Annotated in this window: 19 protein-coding genes; 6 read left to right on the forward strand and 13 right to left on the reverse strand. The window is 60.4% G+C overall.

Going from position 1 to position 16,548, the window contains the following annotated elements:
* Positions 1-68 precede the first annotated feature (68 nt).
* Both ASC97_RS21640 and ASC97_RS21645 read left to right on the forward strand, forming a co-directional pair.
* Positions 69-743 carry an outer membrane lipoprotein carrier protein LolA gene (locus ASC97_RS21640; RefSeq protein ID WP_057470383.1) on the forward strand — a complete coding sequence of 225 codons (675 nt, stop codon included), beginning with the start codon at positions 69-71 and terminating at the stop codon, positions 741-743.
* A 125-nt stretch (positions 744-868) separates the two neighbouring features.
* Positions 869-1,672 (forward strand): exodeoxyribonuclease III, encoded by an 804-nt coding sequence (locus tag ASC97_RS21645; protein ID WP_057470384.1) that lies wholly within the window; start codon positions 869-871, stop codon positions 1,670-1,672.
* A gap of 26 nt (positions 1,673-1,698) precedes the next feature.
* Here the strand turns inward: ASC97_RS21645 and ASC97_RS21650 are convergent, their stop codons facing one another.
* Both ASC97_RS21650 and ASC97_RS21655 read right to left on the reverse strand, forming a co-directional pair.
* Positions 1,699-2,154 carry a cyclic nucleotide-binding domain-containing protein gene (locus ASC97_RS21650; protein ID WP_057470385.1) on the reverse strand — a complete coding sequence of 152 codons (456 nt, stop codon included), beginning with the start codon at positions 2,152-2,154 and terminating at the stop codon, positions 1,699-1,701.
* A gap of 1 nt (position 2,155) precedes the next feature.
* Positions 2,156-2,839, reverse strand: a complete 684-nt coding sequence (locus ASC97_RS21655; protein WP_057470386.1) for a response regulator transcription factor — start codon at positions 2,837-2,839, stop codon at positions 2,156-2,158.
* A gap of 142 nt (positions 2,840-2,981) precedes the next feature.
* Here ASC97_RS21655 and ASC97_RS21660 point away from each other — a divergent pair, with 142 nt between their 5' ends.
* Positions 2,982-3,530: a L,D-transpeptidase family protein gene (locus tag ASC97_RS21660; protein ID WP_057470387.1), complete on the forward strand. Its 549-nt coding sequence runs from the start codon at positions 2,982-2,984 to the stop codon at positions 3,528-3,530.
* Between the two features lie 139 nt (positions 3,531-3,669).
* Complete coding sequence (locus ASC97_RS21665; protein WP_057470388.1) at positions 3,670-4,500, forward strand: aldo/keto reductase; 831 nt, start codon at positions 3,670-3,672, stop codon at positions 4,498-4,500.
* A 48-nt stretch (positions 4,501-4,548) separates the two neighbouring features.
* Here the strand turns inward: ASC97_RS21665 and ASC97_RS21670 are convergent, their stop codons facing one another.
* The 5 genes from ASC97_RS21670 to rplS all read right to left on the reverse strand — a co-directional run bounded on the left by ASC97_RS21670 (position 4,549) and on the right by rplS (position 9,202).
* Positions 4,549-5,094, reverse strand: coding sequence for a SixA phosphatase family protein (locus ASC97_RS21670; RefSeq protein WP_057470389.1), 546 nt, complete (start codon positions 5,092-5,094; stop codon positions 4,549-4,551).
* A 119-nt stretch (positions 5,095-5,213) separates the two neighbouring features.
* Positions 5,214-6,623 carry a 3-isopropylmalate dehydratase large subunit gene (leuC, locus tag ASC97_RS21675; RefSeq protein ID WP_057470390.1) on the reverse strand — a complete coding sequence of 470 codons (1,410 nt, stop codon included), beginning with the start codon at positions 6,621-6,623 and terminating at the stop codon, positions 5,214-5,216.
* Positions 6,624-6,864: 241 nt separating this feature from the next.
* Positions 6,865-7,689 carry an amino acid ABC transporter permease gene (locus ASC97_RS21680; protein WP_057470391.1) on the reverse strand — a complete coding sequence of 275 codons (825 nt, stop codon included), beginning with the start codon at positions 7,687-7,689 and terminating at the stop codon, positions 6,865-6,867.
* Positions 7,690-7,708: 19 nt separating this feature from the next.
* Positions 7,709-8,506, reverse strand: a complete 798-nt coding sequence (locus tag ASC97_RS21685; protein ID WP_057470392.1) for a transporter substrate-binding domain-containing protein — start codon at positions 8,504-8,506, stop codon at positions 7,709-7,711.
* A 153-nt stretch (positions 8,507-8,659) separates the two neighbouring features.
* Positions 8,660-9,202, reverse strand: a complete 543-nt coding sequence (gene rplS, locus ASC97_RS21690; protein WP_037059104.1) for a 50S ribosomal protein L19 — start codon at positions 9,200-9,202, stop codon at positions 8,660-8,662.
* A 343-nt stretch (positions 9,203-9,545) separates the two neighbouring features.
* Here rplS and ASC97_RS21695 point away from each other — a divergent pair, with 343 nt between their 5' ends.
* Positions 9,546-11,003, forward strand: coding sequence for an NCS1 family nucleobase:cation symporter-1 (locus ASC97_RS21695; protein WP_057470393.1), 1,458 nt, complete (start codon positions 9,546-9,548; stop codon positions 11,001-11,003).
* Positions 11,004-11,097: 94 nt separating this feature from the next.
* Here the strand turns inward: ASC97_RS21695 and ASC97_RS21700 are convergent, their stop codons facing one another.
* A complete protein-coding gene (locus ASC97_RS21700; protein WP_057470394.1) occupies positions 11,098-11,961 on the reverse strand; it encodes a haloalkane dehalogenase in 864 nt (287 codons plus the stop codon).
* A gap of 71 nt (positions 11,962-12,032) precedes the next feature.
* On the opposite strand from ASC97_RS21700, the gene ASC97_RS21705 reads away from it, so the two are divergent.
* Positions 12,033-12,494, forward strand: a complete 462-nt coding sequence (locus ASC97_RS21705) for a MarR family winged helix-turn-helix transcriptional regulator (RefSeq protein WP_082530094.1) — start codon at positions 12,033-12,035, stop codon at positions 12,492-12,494.
* A 60-nt stretch (positions 12,495-12,554) separates the two neighbouring features.
* Here the strand turns inward: ASC97_RS21705 and trmD are convergent, their stop codons facing one another.
* The 5 genes from trmD to ffh form a co-directional block, all read right to left on the reverse strand.
* The gene (gene trmD / locus ASC97_RS21710) at positions 12,555-13,235 is read right to left on the reverse strand and encodes a tRNA (guanosine(37)-N1)-methyltransferase TrmD (RefSeq protein ID WP_057470396.1); all 681 of its coding nucleotides are present in this window, start codon (positions 13,233-13,235) and stop codon (positions 12,555-12,557) included.
* Positions 13,236-13,242: 7 nt separating this feature from the next.
* On the reverse strand, positions 13,243-13,812 hold the full coding sequence (gene rimM / locus ASC97_RS21715; RefSeq protein WP_057470499.1) for a ribosome maturation factor RimM: 570 nt from the start codon (positions 13,810-13,812) through the stop codon (positions 13,243-13,245).
* 116 nt (positions 13,813-13,928) lie between these two features.
* Entirely contained in the window at positions 13,929-14,297 is a 369-nt protein-coding gene (rpsP, locus tag ASC97_RS21720; protein ID WP_057470397.1) for a 30S ribosomal protein S16, read from the reverse strand.
* Positions 14,298-14,346: 49 nt separating this feature from the next.
* Entirely contained in the window at positions 14,347-14,667 is a 321-nt protein-coding gene (locus ASC97_RS21725) for a chorismate mutase (RefSeq protein WP_057470398.1), read from the reverse strand.
* Between the two features lie 16 nt (positions 14,668-14,683).
* A complete protein-coding gene (gene ffh, locus ASC97_RS21730) occupies positions 14,684-16,255 on the reverse strand; it encodes a signal recognition particle protein (RefSeq protein ID WP_057470399.1) in 1,572 nt (523 codons plus the stop codon).
* Positions 16,256-16,548 lie beyond the last annotated feature (293 nt).

Genomic DNA, 16,548 nt, shown 5'->3' on the forward strand with positions numbered 1-16,548 from the left:
CAGGCGTACAAATGCGCCATCAAGACGCCGTGTTTCAGCAGCATTCAGATTGCATAAAGGAGACTTAGATGACCAACTCCGATACCTTCCTGGACCGCATTTCGCTGACCCGGCGCCACATGTTGGGCGCCATGGCTGTCGCTGCGGCGTCGACCGCGATCCCGCTCAGCGTCTTCGCGCAAGCGGCGGCCGCAGCGTCCAACAACAGGACTGCCCAAGCCATCGCCGACCATTTTTCGAGCGTTGGCACCATGCAGGGCGAGTTCGTACAGTTCGGCCCGCGTGGCGAACAGACCGGCGGCAAATTCTTCATCCAGCGGCCGGGCAGGCTGCGCTTCAACTATGACGACCCGTCGCCTATCCGCGTCATCGCCGACGGCAAGAATGTTGCGATCGGCAACATGAAGCTCAAGACCTGGGACCTCTATCCCTTGTCTAAAACGCCGCTCAGCCTGCTTCTGGCACAACGCATCGATCTTTCGGCAGGCTCGGTAAAGAGCGTGAAGGAAGAGTCGGACCTCACCACTATCGCTCTCGGCAACAACACGGTCTTCGGCAATTCGACGATCACGATGATGTTCGATCCGAAGACCTACGATCTCCGGCAATGGACGATCACGGACAACCAAGGCAAGGACACGTCGGTCATGGTGTTCAACGTGAAGACCGGCATGCAGTTCGACAACAAGGTTTTCAGGGTGCCTTACGAGGTTATTCCGGGGACTGCCGCTTACCGCGATTGACTGCACTCACGAATGTCGAACGACGCCCTGCTATAGCGGGGCGTTTTTCTTTGCGCCGTTCCGTTCCATCCCGCATGGCTTTGCTCTAAAGCCATCGTCGCTATACGGATTTGAAAGGCAGCGGAATGAGCTTCTCGATTACCACCTGGAACATCAATTCGGTGCGGCTGCGCATGCCGATCGTCGAGCAACTCGTTCTCAAGCATCGACCCGATATCCTTTGCCTGCAGGAAACCAAGGTACCGAACGAATTGTTTCCCGCCGCGCCGTTGCGCGCCATGGGCTACGATCACATCATCATCCACGGCCAGAAAGGGTACCATGGCGTCGCCATCGCTTCACGCTTCCCGCTGACGGAAGACCACAGGCAGGATTATTGCCGCGTGGGCGATGCCCGCCACATCTCCGCGCTCTTTGAGCGTGGAGGCCGCCGCATCCGCATTCACAACTTCTATGTGCCGGCGGGGGGCGATGAACCAGACCGTTCGATCAATCCGAAATTCGGACATAAACTCGATTTCGTCGAGGAGATGAAGCAGCTCAAGGCAAATGGAGAGGCGAATACCTCCTCCATCCTTGTGGGCGACCTGAACATCGCCCCCCTCGAACACGACGTCTGGTCGCACAAGCAGCTTCTCAAGATCGTCAGCCACACGCCTGTCGAAACCGAGGGCCTGCTCGATGTCATGAAGCGTGGCGCCTGGCTGGATCTCATGCGCCAGTACGTTCCGGCGAACGAAAAGCTCTATACGTGGTGGAGCTACAGGGCAAAGGATTGGCAAGCCGCCGATCGGGGCCGGCGCCTGGACCACATCTGGTCGTCACAGGATCTCGGGCCGCACCTTCAGCGCATAGAAATTCTCAAGGAAGCCCGTGGTTGGGAGCGGCCGTCCGATCACGTACCGGTGACCGCTCACTTCAATCTCTAGGGTCCGGCTTCGGTCTTATGGGGCCGTCAGGCGAAGCGATGAAGCTCCGCGGCGGCTTTTTCCGCCAGCGCGGCGATATTATCCCGGATGCGGTTCTCGATCAGCAGCGCGGCGTCCGGAAATTCCTCCATCAGCCGGTGGAACAGCGCCCGGGTGATGCGGATGATGCTCGTATCCTCCCGGGCGACAGCGGTGAACTTTCGCTCGACCAGGGTGATGAGTGCAAGTTCCGAAAGCATCGTCCCGGCGCCGACGACGGCCTCTACCACCTGCTGTCCGTTGCGACCGGTGCGGCTGAGCTCGACGCTGCCGGTCAAGATGACATAGGCGCCTTCGGCAGGGGAACCTTCGCGAAACAGCAGCTGCCCGCCCGATACTACCCGTCGATCCGCACCGAAGGCGATCAGCCGCAGCTGATCCTCCGACATTTCGTTGAAAAGCGGCAGCTGCGAAAGCAGGCGGATATCGTCGTTGAGTGCCATCTTACGGTACGATCTTGTAGCCGCCGTTTTCCGTTACCAGAATTTCGGCGTTGGATGGATCACGCTCGATCTTCTGCCGCAAGCGGTACACGTGCGTTTCGAGCGTATGCGTCGTGACGCCGGAATTGTAACCCCAGACTTCTTCGAGAAGGACATCGCGGGTGACGACTTTCTGCTCGGCCCGATAGAGATAGCGGATAATCGCAGCCTCTTTTTCCGTCAGGCGGATCTTCTGACCGTTGTCCGTCGTCAGCAGTTTCTGGCTCGGCTTGAAGACATAGGGCCCAACGTTGAAGGTGGCGTCTTCGCTCTGCTCGTGCTGGCGAAGCTGCACGCGAATGCGGGCAAGAAGAACGGCAAACCGGAAGGGCTTCGTGACGTAATCGTTGGCGCCGGCTTCGAGGCCAAGGATCGTATCCGAATCCGTGTCGTGCCCCGTCAGCATGATAATGGGTGCCTTCAGGCCGCCCTTGCGCAGAAGCTTCACGGCTTCGCGGCCATCCATATCGGGAAGGCCGACGTCCATGATCAGCAGGTCGATCGGCGTCGCGCGTGCGCGTTCCACGCCCTTGGCGGCAGTTGTTTCCTGCAAAACGGCAAACTCGTCATACAGTGAAAGCTGCTCCGTGAGGGTTTCGCGAAGGTCGTCGTCATCGTCCACCAACAGAATGGTGCGTGCGGTCATGCGGCTCTGTCCTCGCCATCTGGTTCCATAGTCCTACGCCACTTTCGATCGTTGGCAAAGATCAGGAGACCAAGCTGTTGTCGTATATGGTGCTATATGATTTCAATCATCGCCCAAGCAATTGCGAAAACACGTGACAAACATGGAAAAAACAAGGCAGCCGCGATGTATACAGTCAACGATCATTACTGTTCGACGCGTGCCGGGTCAGAAAAGTCGAGCGCTGGTCCAATTCGGTGCAATCGTGGTGCCTGCCGCCATCGGTCGCTCGGGCCGAACCGTGTTGAAACGCGAGGGCGATGGCGCAACGCCGATCGGGTCGATGAAGCTGCTCTACGGGTTCCGACGCGGCGGGCGGTCGTCGCACGTCCAAACGCAGCTTCCGATTCGCCGTATCCGCAAGGACATGCTCTGGTGCGACCAGCCTGACGATCCCAACTATAACCGCCTCGTCAAAGCACCGTTTCGACCGAGCCATGAAGAGATGAACCGCAGCGACGGACTTTATGACGTTTGTCTCGTGATGGACTGGAACGTAACGTCGCGTGCGCGCAACCGTGGCTCCGCAATTTTCTTTCACCTGATCAAGCCCGGCTACGAGCCGACCGCGGGTTGCGTCGCAATTCATCCGCGCGACATGGACCGTCTGCTGCCTTTCCTGCGCAAGGGGACTGTGGTCCGCATTCTGTGACGGCAGGGATGATAAACGGGATGCCATGACCTATATGCGTTTCGACCGGCGCTCGGGCTGAGATGCGCGCGGGGACATCAGCGGGCGCCTGCCGGTCAAGCGCGCCCAGTTCAGGTCATTGAACTTTCGGAGACATATTGTGGCACAGCAATCCATTATCACCTTCCATGACGGCCATTCCATTCCTCAGGTCGGCCTCGGCGTATGGCGGACGCCCGACGACATCGCTGCGCCCACGGTGCGCACTGCAATCGAGGCCGGATATCGCCATGTCGATACGGCGGCCGTTTATGAAAACGAGGACGGGGTAGGCGAGGGCATCCGCACGTCCGGCATCGACCGCAAGGACATCTTCCTGACGACCAAGCTCTGGAACGACAGCCAAGGCTACGATTCCACCCTGAGGGCCTTCGAGAAGAGCCTGAGGCGGCTTGGTACCGACTATATCGATCTCTACCTCATTCACTGGCCGGCACCGACGCGCAATCGCTTCGTCGACACCTGGAAGGCCTTCATCAAGCTCAAGGAAGAAGGCCGCGCCCGGTCGATCGGCGTATCTAACTTTTATCCCGAGCACATCGATCGCCTGGTTTCCGAAACCGGCGTCGTTCCCGTCATCAACCAGATCGAGCTGCATCCGGACTTTCAGCAGAAGGTCGCGCAGGAGGCCCACAGGAAGCTGAGCATCGCGACGCAATCCTGGAGCCCACTTGGCCAGGGCAAGCTCATCGATCTTCCTGTGTTCGGCGAAATCGCAAGGAAGCATGGAAAGACGCCCGCGCAGGTGATCATCCGCTGGCACATGGACAGCGGTCTCGTCGTCATTCCGAAGTCGATAACGCCGTCGCGCATCGAGGAGAATTTCAAGGTCTTCGACTTCAAGCTCGACGATGACGACAGGGCGTCGATTGCGAAACTCGACAATCACGGCGCCCGTATCGGGCCAGACCCGAAGACAGCGACTTTCTGAAAGGAAACGGCTGAATACAGAATGGGCGGCGACAAGCCGCCCTTTTGTTCAGGCGAGCATGCGGGGCGTGACGAAACGCTCCAGCATCCCGTGCCCCCGCGAGATGTCTTTCCAGCTGTCGGCCTCGAAGGCGATCACCGCCAGGCCACCGGTCGAGAACTTTTCCGACATGCGTCTGCGCGCATCGGAATTGCCCATGCCGACGAGCCCCTGCGCAAAGTCTTCCAAACCGGGGTTGTGCCCGACGAGCAGGATTGTGCGGATCGCGGGATCGGCGTTGGCGATGATGTCGGCCATGCGGGCAGCCGAGGCTGCATATAGCTCGGGCACGTCGCGCCGCGGAGGCGGAGCAGACAGCGATTTCGCCACCAGCCGCCATGTTTCCTGTGCGCGCCGCGCGGTCGAGACGAGGACGAGGTCGGGGAGCAGCATTTCGTGGGCGATATAGGCCCCGATCAGCGGCGCCGCTTTCCGACCGCGCTCCGCCAGAGGACGGTCGTGATCGTCGACATCCGGCGGCCAGGCGGATTTTGCGTGCCGCAGAAGAATGAGGCGTCGCCGTTGCGGCGCGCCGCTATCGCTTGACGCATCCATGTCGCTCACCCGGACAACAACAGGCAACCAGTCGCATCACGCAGTGTGGCACCGAATGCGGATCATGTCTTGCGAAATGGATTGCTTCCCTCGCCGATAGGCGAGGGAAGCATATTGCCTTAGTTCCACTCGCGGATATCGACGAAGTGGCCGGCGATGGCGGCTGCGGCGGCCATCGCGGGGGAGACAAGGTGCGTGCGGCCCTTGAAGCCCTGGCGGCCTTCGAAGTTGCGGTTGGAGGTCGACGCGCAACGCTCGCCCGGCTTCAGGCGGTCATCGTTCATGGCCAGGCACATTGAGCAGCCCGGTTCGCGCCAGTCGAAGCCCGCGGCCTTGAAGATCTTGTCGAGACCTTCTGCTTCCGCCTGTTCCTTCACGAGGCCGGAGCCCGGAACGACCATGGCGCTGACAGTCGACGCAACAGTCTTGCCTTCGACGACCTTGGCGGCTGCGCGAAGATCCTCGATGCGGCCGTTGGTGCACGAGCCGATGAAGACGCGATCCACGGCGATGTCGGTGATCTTCGTGCCCGGCTTCAGGCCCATATAGTCCAGAGCGCGCCACTTCGAGGTGCGCTTGGTCTCGTCGTTAATCTCGTCCGGGTTCGGAACGATGCCCTGAACGGAGATGACGTCTTCCGGCGAGGATCCCCACGAGACGATCGGCGGCAGTTCGGCGGCATTCAGCGTGACGACGCGGTCATAATGCGCGCCTTCGTCCGATGTCAGCGTCCGCCAGTAGGCAATCGCCTGTTCCAGCGTTTCGCCCTTCGGCGCGCGAGGCTTGCCCTTGATGTATTCGAAGGTGATGTCGTCAGGCGCGATGAGGCCGGCGCGGGCGCCGCCTTCGATCGACATGTTGCAGATGGTCATGCGACCTTCCATCGACAGCGCGCGGATGGCTTCGCCCGCATATTCGATGACGTAGCCGGTGCCTCCGGCCGTGCCGATTTCGCCGATGATCGCGAGAACGATGTCCTTGGCTGTGACGCCGTCCGGCAGCTTGCCGTCGACCTGAACCAGCATGTTCTTCGCCTTCTTCTGGATCAGCGTCTGCGTGGCGAGAACGTGCTCGACCTCGGAGGTGCCGATGCCGTGGGCGAGGGAGCCGAACGCGCCGTGGGTCGAGGTATGGCTGTCGCCGCAGACGATCGTCATGCCGGGCAGGGTGAAGCCCTGTTCCGGCCCGATGATATGCACGATGCCCTGGCGCTTGTCGTTCTCCGAGTAGTACTCGACGTTGAACTCGGCGGCGTTGATGGCAAGCTGCTCGACCTGGATGCGGCTTTCCTCGTTCTTGATGCCGAGGTGGCGATCGGGCGAGGTCGGGACGTTGTGATCGACGACGGCGAGGGTCTTCTCAGGCGCGCGAACCTTGCGGCCGGTCATGCGCAGACCTTCGAAGGCCTGAGGCGAGGTGACCTCGTGGACCAGATGGCGATCGATGTAGAGAAGACAGGTGCCGTCCGGCTGTTCGTCGACCAGGTGGTCGTCCCAGATCTTGTCGTAGAGAGTACGCGGTGCGCTCATGGCAGTAGGTCCGTTTTTGGATGCGTATTGAAAATGGAGTTTGGCGGATAGGTCCGCCGGCCGTCATTCGATCAACGAAGTCGGCTGTGGAGAGCACCGGAAACGGTCGCAAAGAAGCGTGCCGGCAGGCGGTAATGATCCTGCAGCACGAAAATATGCGCCCCAATGCACTTGAACTTGGATTCCATGAGCCGTCACATATCAATTTTTGGCGACGGCGGCAATTCGAATCATGATGCCGCTACCGTCGGTCTTTCCCACGCATCCGCTTCTCCACCTGCCTTAGCGCAAGCGACAATCCGATCGTCAGGATGAGGTAGATATAGGTGACGATCGAATAGGTTTCAAAGAAGCGGAAGGAGCCGGAGGCGTAGATCTTGCCCATCTGGGTGATATCGGAAACGCCGAGCACGGAAACGAGCGATGAGTCCTTGACCATTGCCACGAAGTCGTTCGAGAGCGGCGGGAATATGACCTTGATCGCCTGCGGAAAGACGACCAGGCGGAAGCGTTGGTAGCGCGATAGACCGAGGGCCTTGGCTGCCTCGATCTGCCCGTGATCGACGGATTGAATGCCGGCGCGAAAGACCTCCGCGATGAAGGAGGAGTAGCCGATCGTCAGTGCGATGATCGCCCGCCACATCAGCGAAAACTCGCGTACCAAGACAGGTTCGACGAGGCCGGCGCGAACCAGCGGTTCGGTCAGGAAATTGTAGGCAGCGACGATGGCCGGCGCGCCGACGAACGCGACGTAAAACAAAAGCACCAGCATCGGCACGCCGCGGATCACCTCGATGTAGAAGCGCGAGATCTGGCGCAACACAATGCTGTCGGAAAGGCCGAGAAGGGCAACGCCGAGGCCGAGCGCGATGGCCAGCGCAAAGCCAACCAATGTCACAAAGACCGTGACGCCGACGCCGTTGAAGACGGTGCGGAAGACCTGCGCGTAGATGTCGTTGGTGACGATGACGGCGGCAAGGATGATGCCGATCACGACGAGGGCGACCAACCACCAGGGATAGTCGCCCTTGCTACGGCCGCCGGGGGGAGGCTGAGGCGCTAGCATATGGGAATCGAATTCAGGATCACTCGCCCATCTTGTAGTCGAGGAACCACTTCTTGTTCAGCGCGTCGAAGGTGCCGTCTGCTTTCAGGCTCGCTATCGCCGCGTTGACCGGGGCGACCAGATCGGAACCCTTCGGGAAGATGAAGCCGAAGTCTTCGGTGCCGAGCGGGCCGCCGATGACCTTCAAGCCGCCGTTCGAGGCATCGACATAGCCTTTGGCGGCAACGCTGTCGGTCAGTACGACGTCGACGTCGCCGGCCTTCAAAGCCTGTACCGTGGCGCCGAAGGTCTCGAAGAGCTTGATGCGCGGGTTCTGCTCGTTGCCGTCGAGGATCTCGTAGACGGCGGTGTAGAAGGGCGAGGTGCCCGGCTGCGCGCCGACGAGGCCGTCGTTGAAAACGCCGAAGGTCTTTGCATCGGCAAAGCGGTTTTCATCGCCACGCACCAGCATGAATTGCTGCGAGCGCAAGTAGGGGTCGGAGAAATCCACCTTGGCCTTGCGGTCGTCCTTGATGGTGATGCCAGTCATGCCGATGTTGTACTGGTTGTCGGAGACAGCCTGGATCATCGCGTCCCAGCTGGTGTTCTGATACTCGACCTTGAAGTTCAGTCGCTTGGCGATTTCGTTCATCGCGTCATATTCCCAGCCGATTGCCTTGCCGGACTTCGGGTCGACGAACTGCAGTGGCGGGTAGGCGTTCTCGGTGACGACGACAACGGCCTTGCCCTTGAGATCAGGTAGGTCGGCGGCAAACGTCGCCAGCGGCGAAAGTACAAGAGCGGTCAGTCCTGCGAGGACGGTGCGACGGAACGGCATTTTGAAAAAGTCTCCCCGAATTGTGGCTGGCGGAAAACTGTCATAGTTGCAAAGCGGATGGCAAGGGCAATTGCCTAGGCCGAAAGATCCAAGAACAGAAAAGGCGGCCCGAAGACCGCCTTTTCGTGCAAGAATTTTGCGTCAGCGCAGAACTTATTCTGCTGCCGGTTCCGCAGCGGCAGCGGCTGCTGCTTCTGCAGCTGCCTTGGCTTCTGCGGCTTCCTGTGCTGCCTTTTCGGCTGCGAGCGCCTGAGCTGCTGCAACCTTTTCGGCTTCCAGGCGTGCCTTTTCCTCGGCGATAGCGGCGCGCTCGGCGTCGTTGAGCTTGCGGGCGCGAACGCCGGTGTCTTCGACGATACGAGCTGACTTACCGCGACGGTCGCGCAGGTAGTAAAGCTTCGCGCGACGGACCTTACCGCGGCGAACGACGTCGACGCTCTCGATCATCGGCGAGTAAACCGGGAATACGCGCTCAACGCCTTCGCCATAGGAAATCTTGCGGACCGTGAAGTTTTCCTGCAGGCCGCCGCCGGAGCGAGCGATGCAGACGCCTTCATAGGCCTGAACGCGGGTACGGGTGCCTTCCGTGACCTTCACGTTGACACGGACGGTGTCGCCCGGGGAAAATTCCGGAAGCGTGCGCTTGGCTTCGATCTTGGCGACCTGTTCGGCCTCAAGCTGCTGAATGATGTTCATGACTCAACCTCTTTGTTGGTTCAACAGCCAGAGCGCTCATATCGAAACATCGTTGGTCAAGCCGCAGATACTTGCCGGTAAGGGCAGGAGCGAATTCGTCTGTCTTTCTTTGCTTGGTTGATGGGAAATTTCCCATTCCGGGCGTGCGCATACCCTATTGCGCGGGCTTTGTCACCCCTTACCGCTGAAATTTCATCGCTCGAAGTCGACGAACTGATGTCGCCACAACGCCGACGCGCCATCAAGGCTGTGCATTATTTGATTAAATATTTGTCAAATGCACAACATAGCAGCAGACTGGATTGTGGCCATTTTGTGGTCCCGGGAGATCGAGAGGGGAATCATGACAATCAGCAATCCATCGCCCTCGTTGCATAACGAGGACTTGGCGCCCGCCAAGGAGAGGAAGTGGGGTGCGTTCAGCATCTTCAATGTTTGGACGTCCGACGTCCACAGCCTGTGGGGTTACTATCTCGCCGCGAGCCTCTTCCTGCTCTGCGGCAGTTTCATCAATTTCGTGCTTGCCATCGGCATCGGGTCGCTGGTGATCTTTTTCCTGATGAGCCTCGTCGGCAATGCCGGCGTCAAGACCGGCGTTCCGTTCCCGGTGCTTGCGCGGGCTTCGTTCGGGACGTTCGGCGCCAATGCGCCCGCGCTCGTGCGTGCCGTCGTCGCCTGCTTCTGGTATGGTGCACAAACGGCCGCGGCATCCGGTGCGATCGTCGCGCTTCTGATCCGCAACGAGAGCCTTCTCGCCTTCCATCAGAACAATCATCTCCTCGGGCATTCAACGCTCGAGGTCATCTGCTACGTGGTCGTCTGGTCGCTGCAGCTGCTGATCATCCAGCGCGGCATGGAGACCGTGCGCAAGTTTCAGGATCTGGCCGGTCCTGCCGTCTGGATCATGATGCTTGTGCTCGCCGTTTATCTCGTGATCAAGGCGGGGACCTTCTCCTTCTTCGGCAGCGAGATCCCGCGCGAGGTGCTGCTCGAGAAGACGAAGGACGCGGGCATTCCGGGCGAGCCGGGTTCGTTTCCGGCGCTTGCCGCTGTTGCCGCGACCTGGATCACTTACTTTGCAGCGCTCTACCTGAACTTCTGCGACTTCTCGCGCTACGCCAAGGACGTCAAGACGCTGCGCAAGGGAAATCTGTGGGGCCTGCCGATCAATCTGATCGCTTTCTGCCTCGTGGCTGGCGTCACGACGACAGCGGCGTTCACGGTCTATGGCGAGGTGTTGCTGCATCCCGAAGCGATCTCTGCGAAGTTCGACAGCTGGTTCCTGGCGCTGCTGGCCGCACTTACCTTTGCCGTCGCAACGCTCGGTATCAACGTGGTGGCGAATTTCGTCTCGCCGGCCTTCGACTTCTCGAACGTATTCCCGCGGCAGATCAGTTTCAAGCGCGGCGGCTATATTGCGGCTCTGATCGCGCTGGTGCTCTATCCGTTCGCGCCATGGGAGACCGGGGCTGCGCACTTCGTCAACTTCATCGGCTCGACCATGGGGCCGATATTTGGGGTGATGATGGTCGACTACTATCTGATCCGGAAGGGCGAGTTGAACGTCGCGGCGCTTTATCAGGAAAACGGCGAGTTCCGTTTCCAGGGTGGCTGGCATGTGAATGCCTTCATTGCATTCGCTATCGGCTCGCTTTTCTCCTCCATCCTTCCGACGTTCACGTCGTTCCTGCCTGACTGGTGGGGCACCTACGGTTGGTTCTTCGGCGTGGGTATTGGCGGCGGGGTCTACTATCTGTTGCGCATTGGCGCGCGGCGATCCGTCGTCGGTGCTGCCACCTGACATCGGAAACGTCCGGCTTCGGCCCAGGCGAGAGTGGACTGCTCGGTCGCAAGCGTCTGTCGCGTAGCGTCGACATTTGCGACCGAAATTGCATCTAGCGGAGCAGGTGGCGATCGGCCCATGATCGTATCGCTCCGGCAATCGCCTGCGGCTGGTCCTCGGGACAGACATGGGCGGCGGGCCCGCATCCCTCGATCTCGAGCGCTGTCATGTTCTGGAGCGCCCAATCGATCAGTCTCGGGCCGATCATGAGCGTACCGTCGTCACCATCGAAGGTAAGAAGCAATTTGGGAATGGCTGGGGTGGCCGCCATCCATTCGTCATAGGTTTCGATGCGCTTGATCGTGTCTTCCGGAGCGCCTTCAATCGGCATTTCTCTCGGCCAGGCCAGCAACGGTTTGCGGCTTTCCGGAGTCGGATAAGGCTGGCGGTAAACATCGTGATCCTCCGGGCTCAATCCCGAACGCACGGTGAGTTTCAATGCCTGCTTGATGAAGAAGTTCTCGTCCAGCACCTTTGCCTCGCCGGTGCCCGGTGCGCGCAGAGTTTCGTAACGGATACGGTGAGATGGCGGGAAATCATCCCATCCCAGCGGCCGCAGGATTGTCTCCATCAGTACGATCCCGCGAATACGGTCGGGATGACGGGCGGCCCAGTCCATTGCCAGCGCGCCGCCCCAATCGTGACCGACAAGCACAACGCCGTCCAGTTCGAGAGCGTCAAACCATGCGTCGAGGTAACGAGCATGATCGGCAAACCGATACGGAATGGCCGGTTTGCCGGACTCTCCCATGCCGATGAGGTCGGGAGCCAGGGTGCGGGCGGGATCGCCGATATTCGGCATGATGTTGCGCCAAACATGGGAGGAGGTAGGGTTGCCGTGAATGAATACAAAGGGGACGCCGACACCCGCGTCGCGGTAATGAATTTCGGAATCGAGAATAGATATGACCGGCATGGCTTTATTCCCTGTGTGATTATGTGGTAAGGTGCCTGTCTATCTATCAATCTAGACAGGCACCTGTCAATATGGCTGAGGCACCTTTCAAAAACACCCCGTCCCTCGGTGTCCTTTTGCGCCTGGCGCACCAACAGTTTTCGTCAGGGGTCGACGAAGCTCTGGCCGAGGCGGGCTTCGACGACATACGTCCGCATCACGCGAGTGTGTTCACGTACGTGTCCGATGAGGGCGTGCCGGTATCTGAACTGGCTGAAAAGGCTCGGGTGCGCAAACAGTCGATGGCGCAGACTGTGGAGGAACTTGAAACGCTTGGTTATGTTGCGCGGCTCCCCCATCCGACCGACAAACGCGCGCGCCTGGTGGTTCTCACAGACCGGGGAACGAAAATCCGCCCGCTAGCCATGACATCAGGCAAGCGCATTGAGGAGGAATGGCTTCAGCTTGTCGGACCGGATGATCTCAAGACAACGCGTTCGACACTGGAGAAAATACTGGCCAGCCTGGTGATAGAAAACAAGGTCGCAAAATAGCAGTTTGCATGCTAGGTCCCCGTTTCAGGGAGGCGGCATCGGCCTGGCGGTTTCTTCCTGCTACTTGTTCAGCAGGTCCGGCCGCCGCTGCCTGGTCAGTTGCACCGCCTGCTCGTGCCGCCATTTGTCGATCGCGCCGTGGTTGCCGGAGGTCAGGATCGCCGGGATTTCGCGGCCTTCCCACTCCTGCGGCCGGGTATAGTGCGGATGCTCCAGCAGGCCACCTTCGAAGCTTTCGTGGAGACCCGAGAGATCGTTGCCCATGACGCCGGGCAGGATGCGGACGATGGCGTCGAGCATGGTCAGGGCCGCCGGCTCGCCACCGGACAGCACATAGTCTCCGATCGAAATCTCTTCCAGTTCGCGGGCGTCGATGAGGCGCTGGTCGACGCCTTCGAACCGGCCGCAGACAACAATCACTCCCTCGCCGGAGGCGAGTTCGCGCACGCGCTCCTGCGTCAGCGGCCTTCCGCGAGGGCTCATCAACAGGCGAGGACGGGTATCGTTGCCGGACACGGTGTCGATGGCGCGGGCCAGGACGTCCGGCTTCAAAACCATGCCGGCGCCCCCGCCGGCTGGCGTATCATCGACGGTGCGGTGTTTGTCGGTGGCGAAATCGCGGATCTGAACGGCGTCCAGCGACCATTGACCACGCTCCATCGCCTTGCCTGCGAGCGAGACGCCGAGATGGCCCGGAAACATTTCCGGGTAGAGTGTCAGCACGGTCGCCCGGAAACCCATGGCTGTCTCACTTCTTCTTTTTCGGCTTGTCCGGCACAATGCCCGGCTCTTCGTCCGGATCCTCTACGAGGCCGGCCGCCAGCGGATCGATGGTGATCTTGCCGCCGTCGAGATCGATCTCCAAAACAGACGCCTCGGAGAAGGGGATGAGCACCGGGCGCTTGCCGGGACCCTTGAGCTCGAGAAGGTCGCCTGCGCCGAAGTCGAAGACGCCGGTTACCGTGCCGTAGCTGATGCCTTGATCGTCCAGCGCTTCCAGCCCCTCGAGGTCGGCATAGAAAAATTCGTCCTCCTCCAGTTCCTCGTCCGGCAGGTTGTCGCGCTCGACGTACAGCTCCAGCCCGTTCAGGGCTTCGGCTGCATTGCGGTCGTTGATGCCGCGGAAGCGAACGACGACGACGGTCTTCGCCTCGCGGATTTCGAGGATCTCGAAGCTGCGGCCGTCGAGGCTGTGCAAATGGCCGTAGTCGCCAAGGGCCGTCGGGTCGGCGGTGTAGGCCTTGGCGCGCACTTCGCCACGAAGGCCTTGCGCGCCGCCGATGGTTGCCATCAGCACAGGGTTTTCAAGCTTTGTCATGGCGTCCTTCATGTGAAGCCGGAAATCTGATTTTCTCATAAACGAAGTCGGACGGAATGGAAACGAAAACGGGCGGCATGTCGCCATGCCGCCCGTTCGATCAGAAACGACCCGAATTATTCTGCGGAAGCAGCAGCTTCGGCAGCGTCAGCAACCTTCTGAGCCTTTTCAGCAGCACGCTCCTGGGCGCGCTTGCCTGGCTTTGCCTTCTCCGGGTTGTTCTTGACTTCGCGCTTTGCAAGGCCAGCCTCATTGAGGAAGCGCAGAACGCGGTCGGTCGGCTGTGCGCCCTGTTCGAGCCAATGCTTGATGCGGTCGCCGTCCAGCTTGACGCGGGCGTCGTTGTCCTTGGCGAGCATCGGGTTCCACGAGCCGAGGTTTTCGAGGAAGCGGCCGTCGCGCGGCGAACGGGCGTCGGCGAGAACGATGTGGTAGTACGGGCGCTTCTTGGAACCACCGCGGGCGAGACGAATTTTCAGTGCCATTTTCTATACTCCTTGGACTTTTCTGGACCGCCTTGTTTGGCGGTATGGTTCATTTTGCGGCGGTGCCGTTTCCGGCGTGATCCGCTGCGATCTGCTCATGGTGCCGGATGACTTCCTTGATGACGAAGTTCAGGAACTTCTCGGCGAAATCCGGGTCCAGATTGGCATCCTTCGCCAGGTGGCGTAGGCGTTCAATCTGGTATTCCTCGCGCGCCGGATCGGCCGGCGGCAATTTGTATTTGGCCTTGAGAACGCCGACCTCTTTGGTGCAGCGGAATCGTTCGGCCAGGATATGGACGAGTGCCGCGTCGATGTTGTCGATCGACTGGCGGTAGCTCGCAAGCTGGGCTTTGATTTCAGGATCATTCATCGTTTACGCGACCCCTTCACTTCTTCTTGGGCAATCCGGGAAGGCCCGGGAAACCACCGCCGAGGCCCGGCAGCTTCGCGCCGCCGAGACCGGGCATACCACCCGGCATGCCACCGAGACCCGGCATACCGCCAGGCTTTCCGAGACCGGCGGCTTCGGCCTGCTTCTGGAGCGCCTCGAGCTGCTTCGGGTCGATGTTCGACAGGTCGGGCATGCCGCCCCCAAGGCCACCCAGGCCCATCTTGCCGGCAAGGCCGCCCATCATCTGCTTCATCATGCCGCCTTTGCCCTTGCCGCCCATCATCTTCATCATGTCCGCCATCTGGCGGTGCATTTTGAGAAGCTTGTTGATGTCGGAGGCGTCGGTGCCGGAGCCGGCGGCGATGCGCTTCTTGCGGGAATGCTTGAGCATGTCGGGATTGGCACGCTCAGCCTTTGTCATAGAGCCGATGATAGCGATCTGGCGGCCGAACAGGCTGTCGTTGAGGCCGGCAGAGGCCATCTTGTCCTTCATGCCCGACATGCCGGGCATCATGCTCATGATACCGCCCATGCCGCCCATTTTCTGCATCTGACGCAGCTGGTCGGCGAGGTCGTTGAGGTCGAACTTGCCCTTGGCCATCTTGGCGGCCATGGCAGCCGCCTTTTCGGCGTCGATATTTTCGGCGGCACGTTCGACCAGCGAAACGATGTCGCCCATGCCGAGGATGCGGTCGGCGATACGGCGGGGATGGAATTCTTCCAGCTCGCCCATCCGTTCGCCGACACCGATCAGCTTGATCGGCTTGCCGGTGACGGCGCGCATCGAAAGCGCTGCGCCGCCTCGGCCGTCGCCGTCCATGCGGGTCAGGACCAGGCCAGTGATGCCGACGCGTTCGTCGAAACTGCGGGCGAGATTGACGGCGTCCTGCCCGGTCAGCGAATCCGCGACCAGCAGGATTTCATGCGGGTTCGACTTCTTCTTGATGTCGGCCATCTCGGCCATCAAGGGCTCGTCGATATGTGTGCGGCCGGCGGTATCGAGGATAACGACGTCATGGCCGCCGAGCTTGGCGGCCTGGACCGCGCGGGCTGCGATATCCGTGGGGGATTGGCCCGATATCACCGGCAGGGTGTCGATGCTGGCCTGGGCGCCGAGCTGGCGAAGCTGCTCCTGCGCTGCCGGACGGCGCGTGTCGAGCGATGCCATCAGCACCTTTTTCTTCTCGCGCGTCGTCAGGCGGTGCGCGATCTTTGCCGTCGTCGTCGTCTTGCCGGAGCCCTGCAGACCGACCATCATGATCACGACGGGCGCTGCGGCGTGCAGATCGACACCGACGCCTTCGCCGCCGAGCATCTCGATCAACTCGTCATGAACAATCTTGACGACCATCTGGCCGGGCTTAATCGACTTCAGGATTTCGGCGCCGACGGCCTTTTCGCGCACACGCTCGGTGAAGCCACGTACGACGTCGAGCGCGACGTCGGCTTCCAGCAAGGCACGGCGAACCTCACGCAGCGCTGCCGAAACGTCGGCTTCCGAAAGCGCGCCACGGCCTGTCAGTCCATTCAGAATGGATCCAAGACGGTCCTGGAGGTTTTCAAACATCGGCTCTTCCTTACAGTTTCCGGTATGGCGGAAACCTCGTGCTTTTCCGTGACGAAAACAAGACGCATAGCCAAAAAGCACCCGAGGGCGCATCGCGCTGTCGGGTGTGGACCTCCGGGAACTCTTTATACCTGTCAGGGTCCCGGTCGGTGGCTCGAGTCTTGAAGCTCGTCGCAGATTTGATCGGCGGTAAACAGGAAATCTGCCTGAGAGTCAAGGCGAAGCGGTCGAATTACCGCCTTGCGGCCTTTCAAAACCGATCGATGCAACCCAAATTCAGCTCCCGCCCATTT

It is taken from the genome of Rhizobium sp. Root1203 (genome assembly GCF_001424945.1).
Taxonomy (GTDB): domain Bacteria; phylum Pseudomonadota; class Alphaproteobacteria; order Rhizobiales; family Rhizobiaceae; genus Rhizobium.

Coding starts and splice junctions, on each gene's coding strand:
- ffh (WP_057470399.1), bottom strand. CDS start 16,255: ATGTTTGAAAACCTCCAGGACCGTCTTGGATCCATTCTGAATGGACTG.
- leuC (WP_057470390.1), bottom strand. CDS start 6,623: ATGAGCGCACCGCGTACTCTCTACGACAAGATCTGGGACGACCACCTG.
- rplS (WP_037059104.1), bottom strand. CDS start 9,202: ATGAACATCATTCAGCAGCTTGAGGCCGAACAGGTCGCCAAGATCGAA.
- ASC97_RS21695 (WP_057470393.1), top strand. CDS start 9,546: ATGACAATCAGCAATCCATCGCCCTCGTTGCATAACGAGGACTTGGCG.
- ASC97_RS21705 (WP_082530094.1), top strand. CDS start 12,033: ATGGCTGAGGCACCTTTCAAAAACACCCCGTCCCTCGGTGTCCTTTTG.
- rpsP (WP_057470397.1), bottom strand. CDS start 14,297: ATGGCACTGAAAATTCGTCTCGCCCGCGGTGGTTCCAAGAAGCGCCCG.
- ASC97_RS21685 (WP_057470392.1), bottom strand. CDS start 8,506: ATGCCGTTCCGTCGCACCGTCCTCGCAGGACTGACCGCTCTTGTACTT.
- trmD (WP_057470396.1), bottom strand. CDS start 13,235: ATGGGTTTCCGGGCGACCGTGCTGACACTCTACCCGGAAATGTTTCCG.
- ASC97_RS21655 (WP_057470386.1), bottom strand. CDS start 2,839: ATGACCGCACGCACCATTCTGTTGGTGGACGATGACGACGACCTTCGC.
- ASC97_RS21640 (WP_057470383.1), top strand. CDS start 69: ATGACCAACTCCGATACCTTCCTGGACCGCATTTCGCTGACCCGGCGC.
- ASC97_RS21645 (WP_057470384.1), top strand. CDS start 869: ATGAGCTTCTCGATTACCACCTGGAACATCAATTCGGTGCGGCTGCGC.
- ASC97_RS21670 (WP_057470389.1), bottom strand. CDS start 5,094: ATGGATGCGTCAAGCGATAGCGGCGCGCCGCAACGGCGACGCCTCATT.
- ASC97_RS21660 (WP_057470387.1), top strand. CDS start 2,982: ATGGAAAAAACAAGGCAGCCGCGATGTATACAGTCAACGATCATTACT.
- ASC97_RS21725 (WP_057470398.1), bottom strand. CDS start 14,667: ATGAATGATCCTGAAATCAAAGCCCAGCTTGCGAGCTACCGCCAGTCG.
- ASC97_RS21700 (WP_057470394.1), bottom strand. CDS start 11,961: ATGCCGGTCATATCTATTCTCGATTCCGAAATTCATTACCGCGACGCG.
- rimM (WP_057470499.1), bottom strand. CDS start 13,812: ATGACAAAGCTTGAAAACCCTGTGCTGATGGCAACCATCGGCGGCGCG.
- ASC97_RS21680 (WP_057470391.1), bottom strand. CDS start 7,689: ATGCTAGCGCCTCAGCCTCCCCCCGGCGGCCGTAGCAAGGGCGACTAT.
- ASC97_RS21650 (WP_057470385.1), bottom strand. CDS start 2,154: ATGGCACTCAACGACGATATCCGCCTGCTTTCGCAGCTGCCGCTTTTC.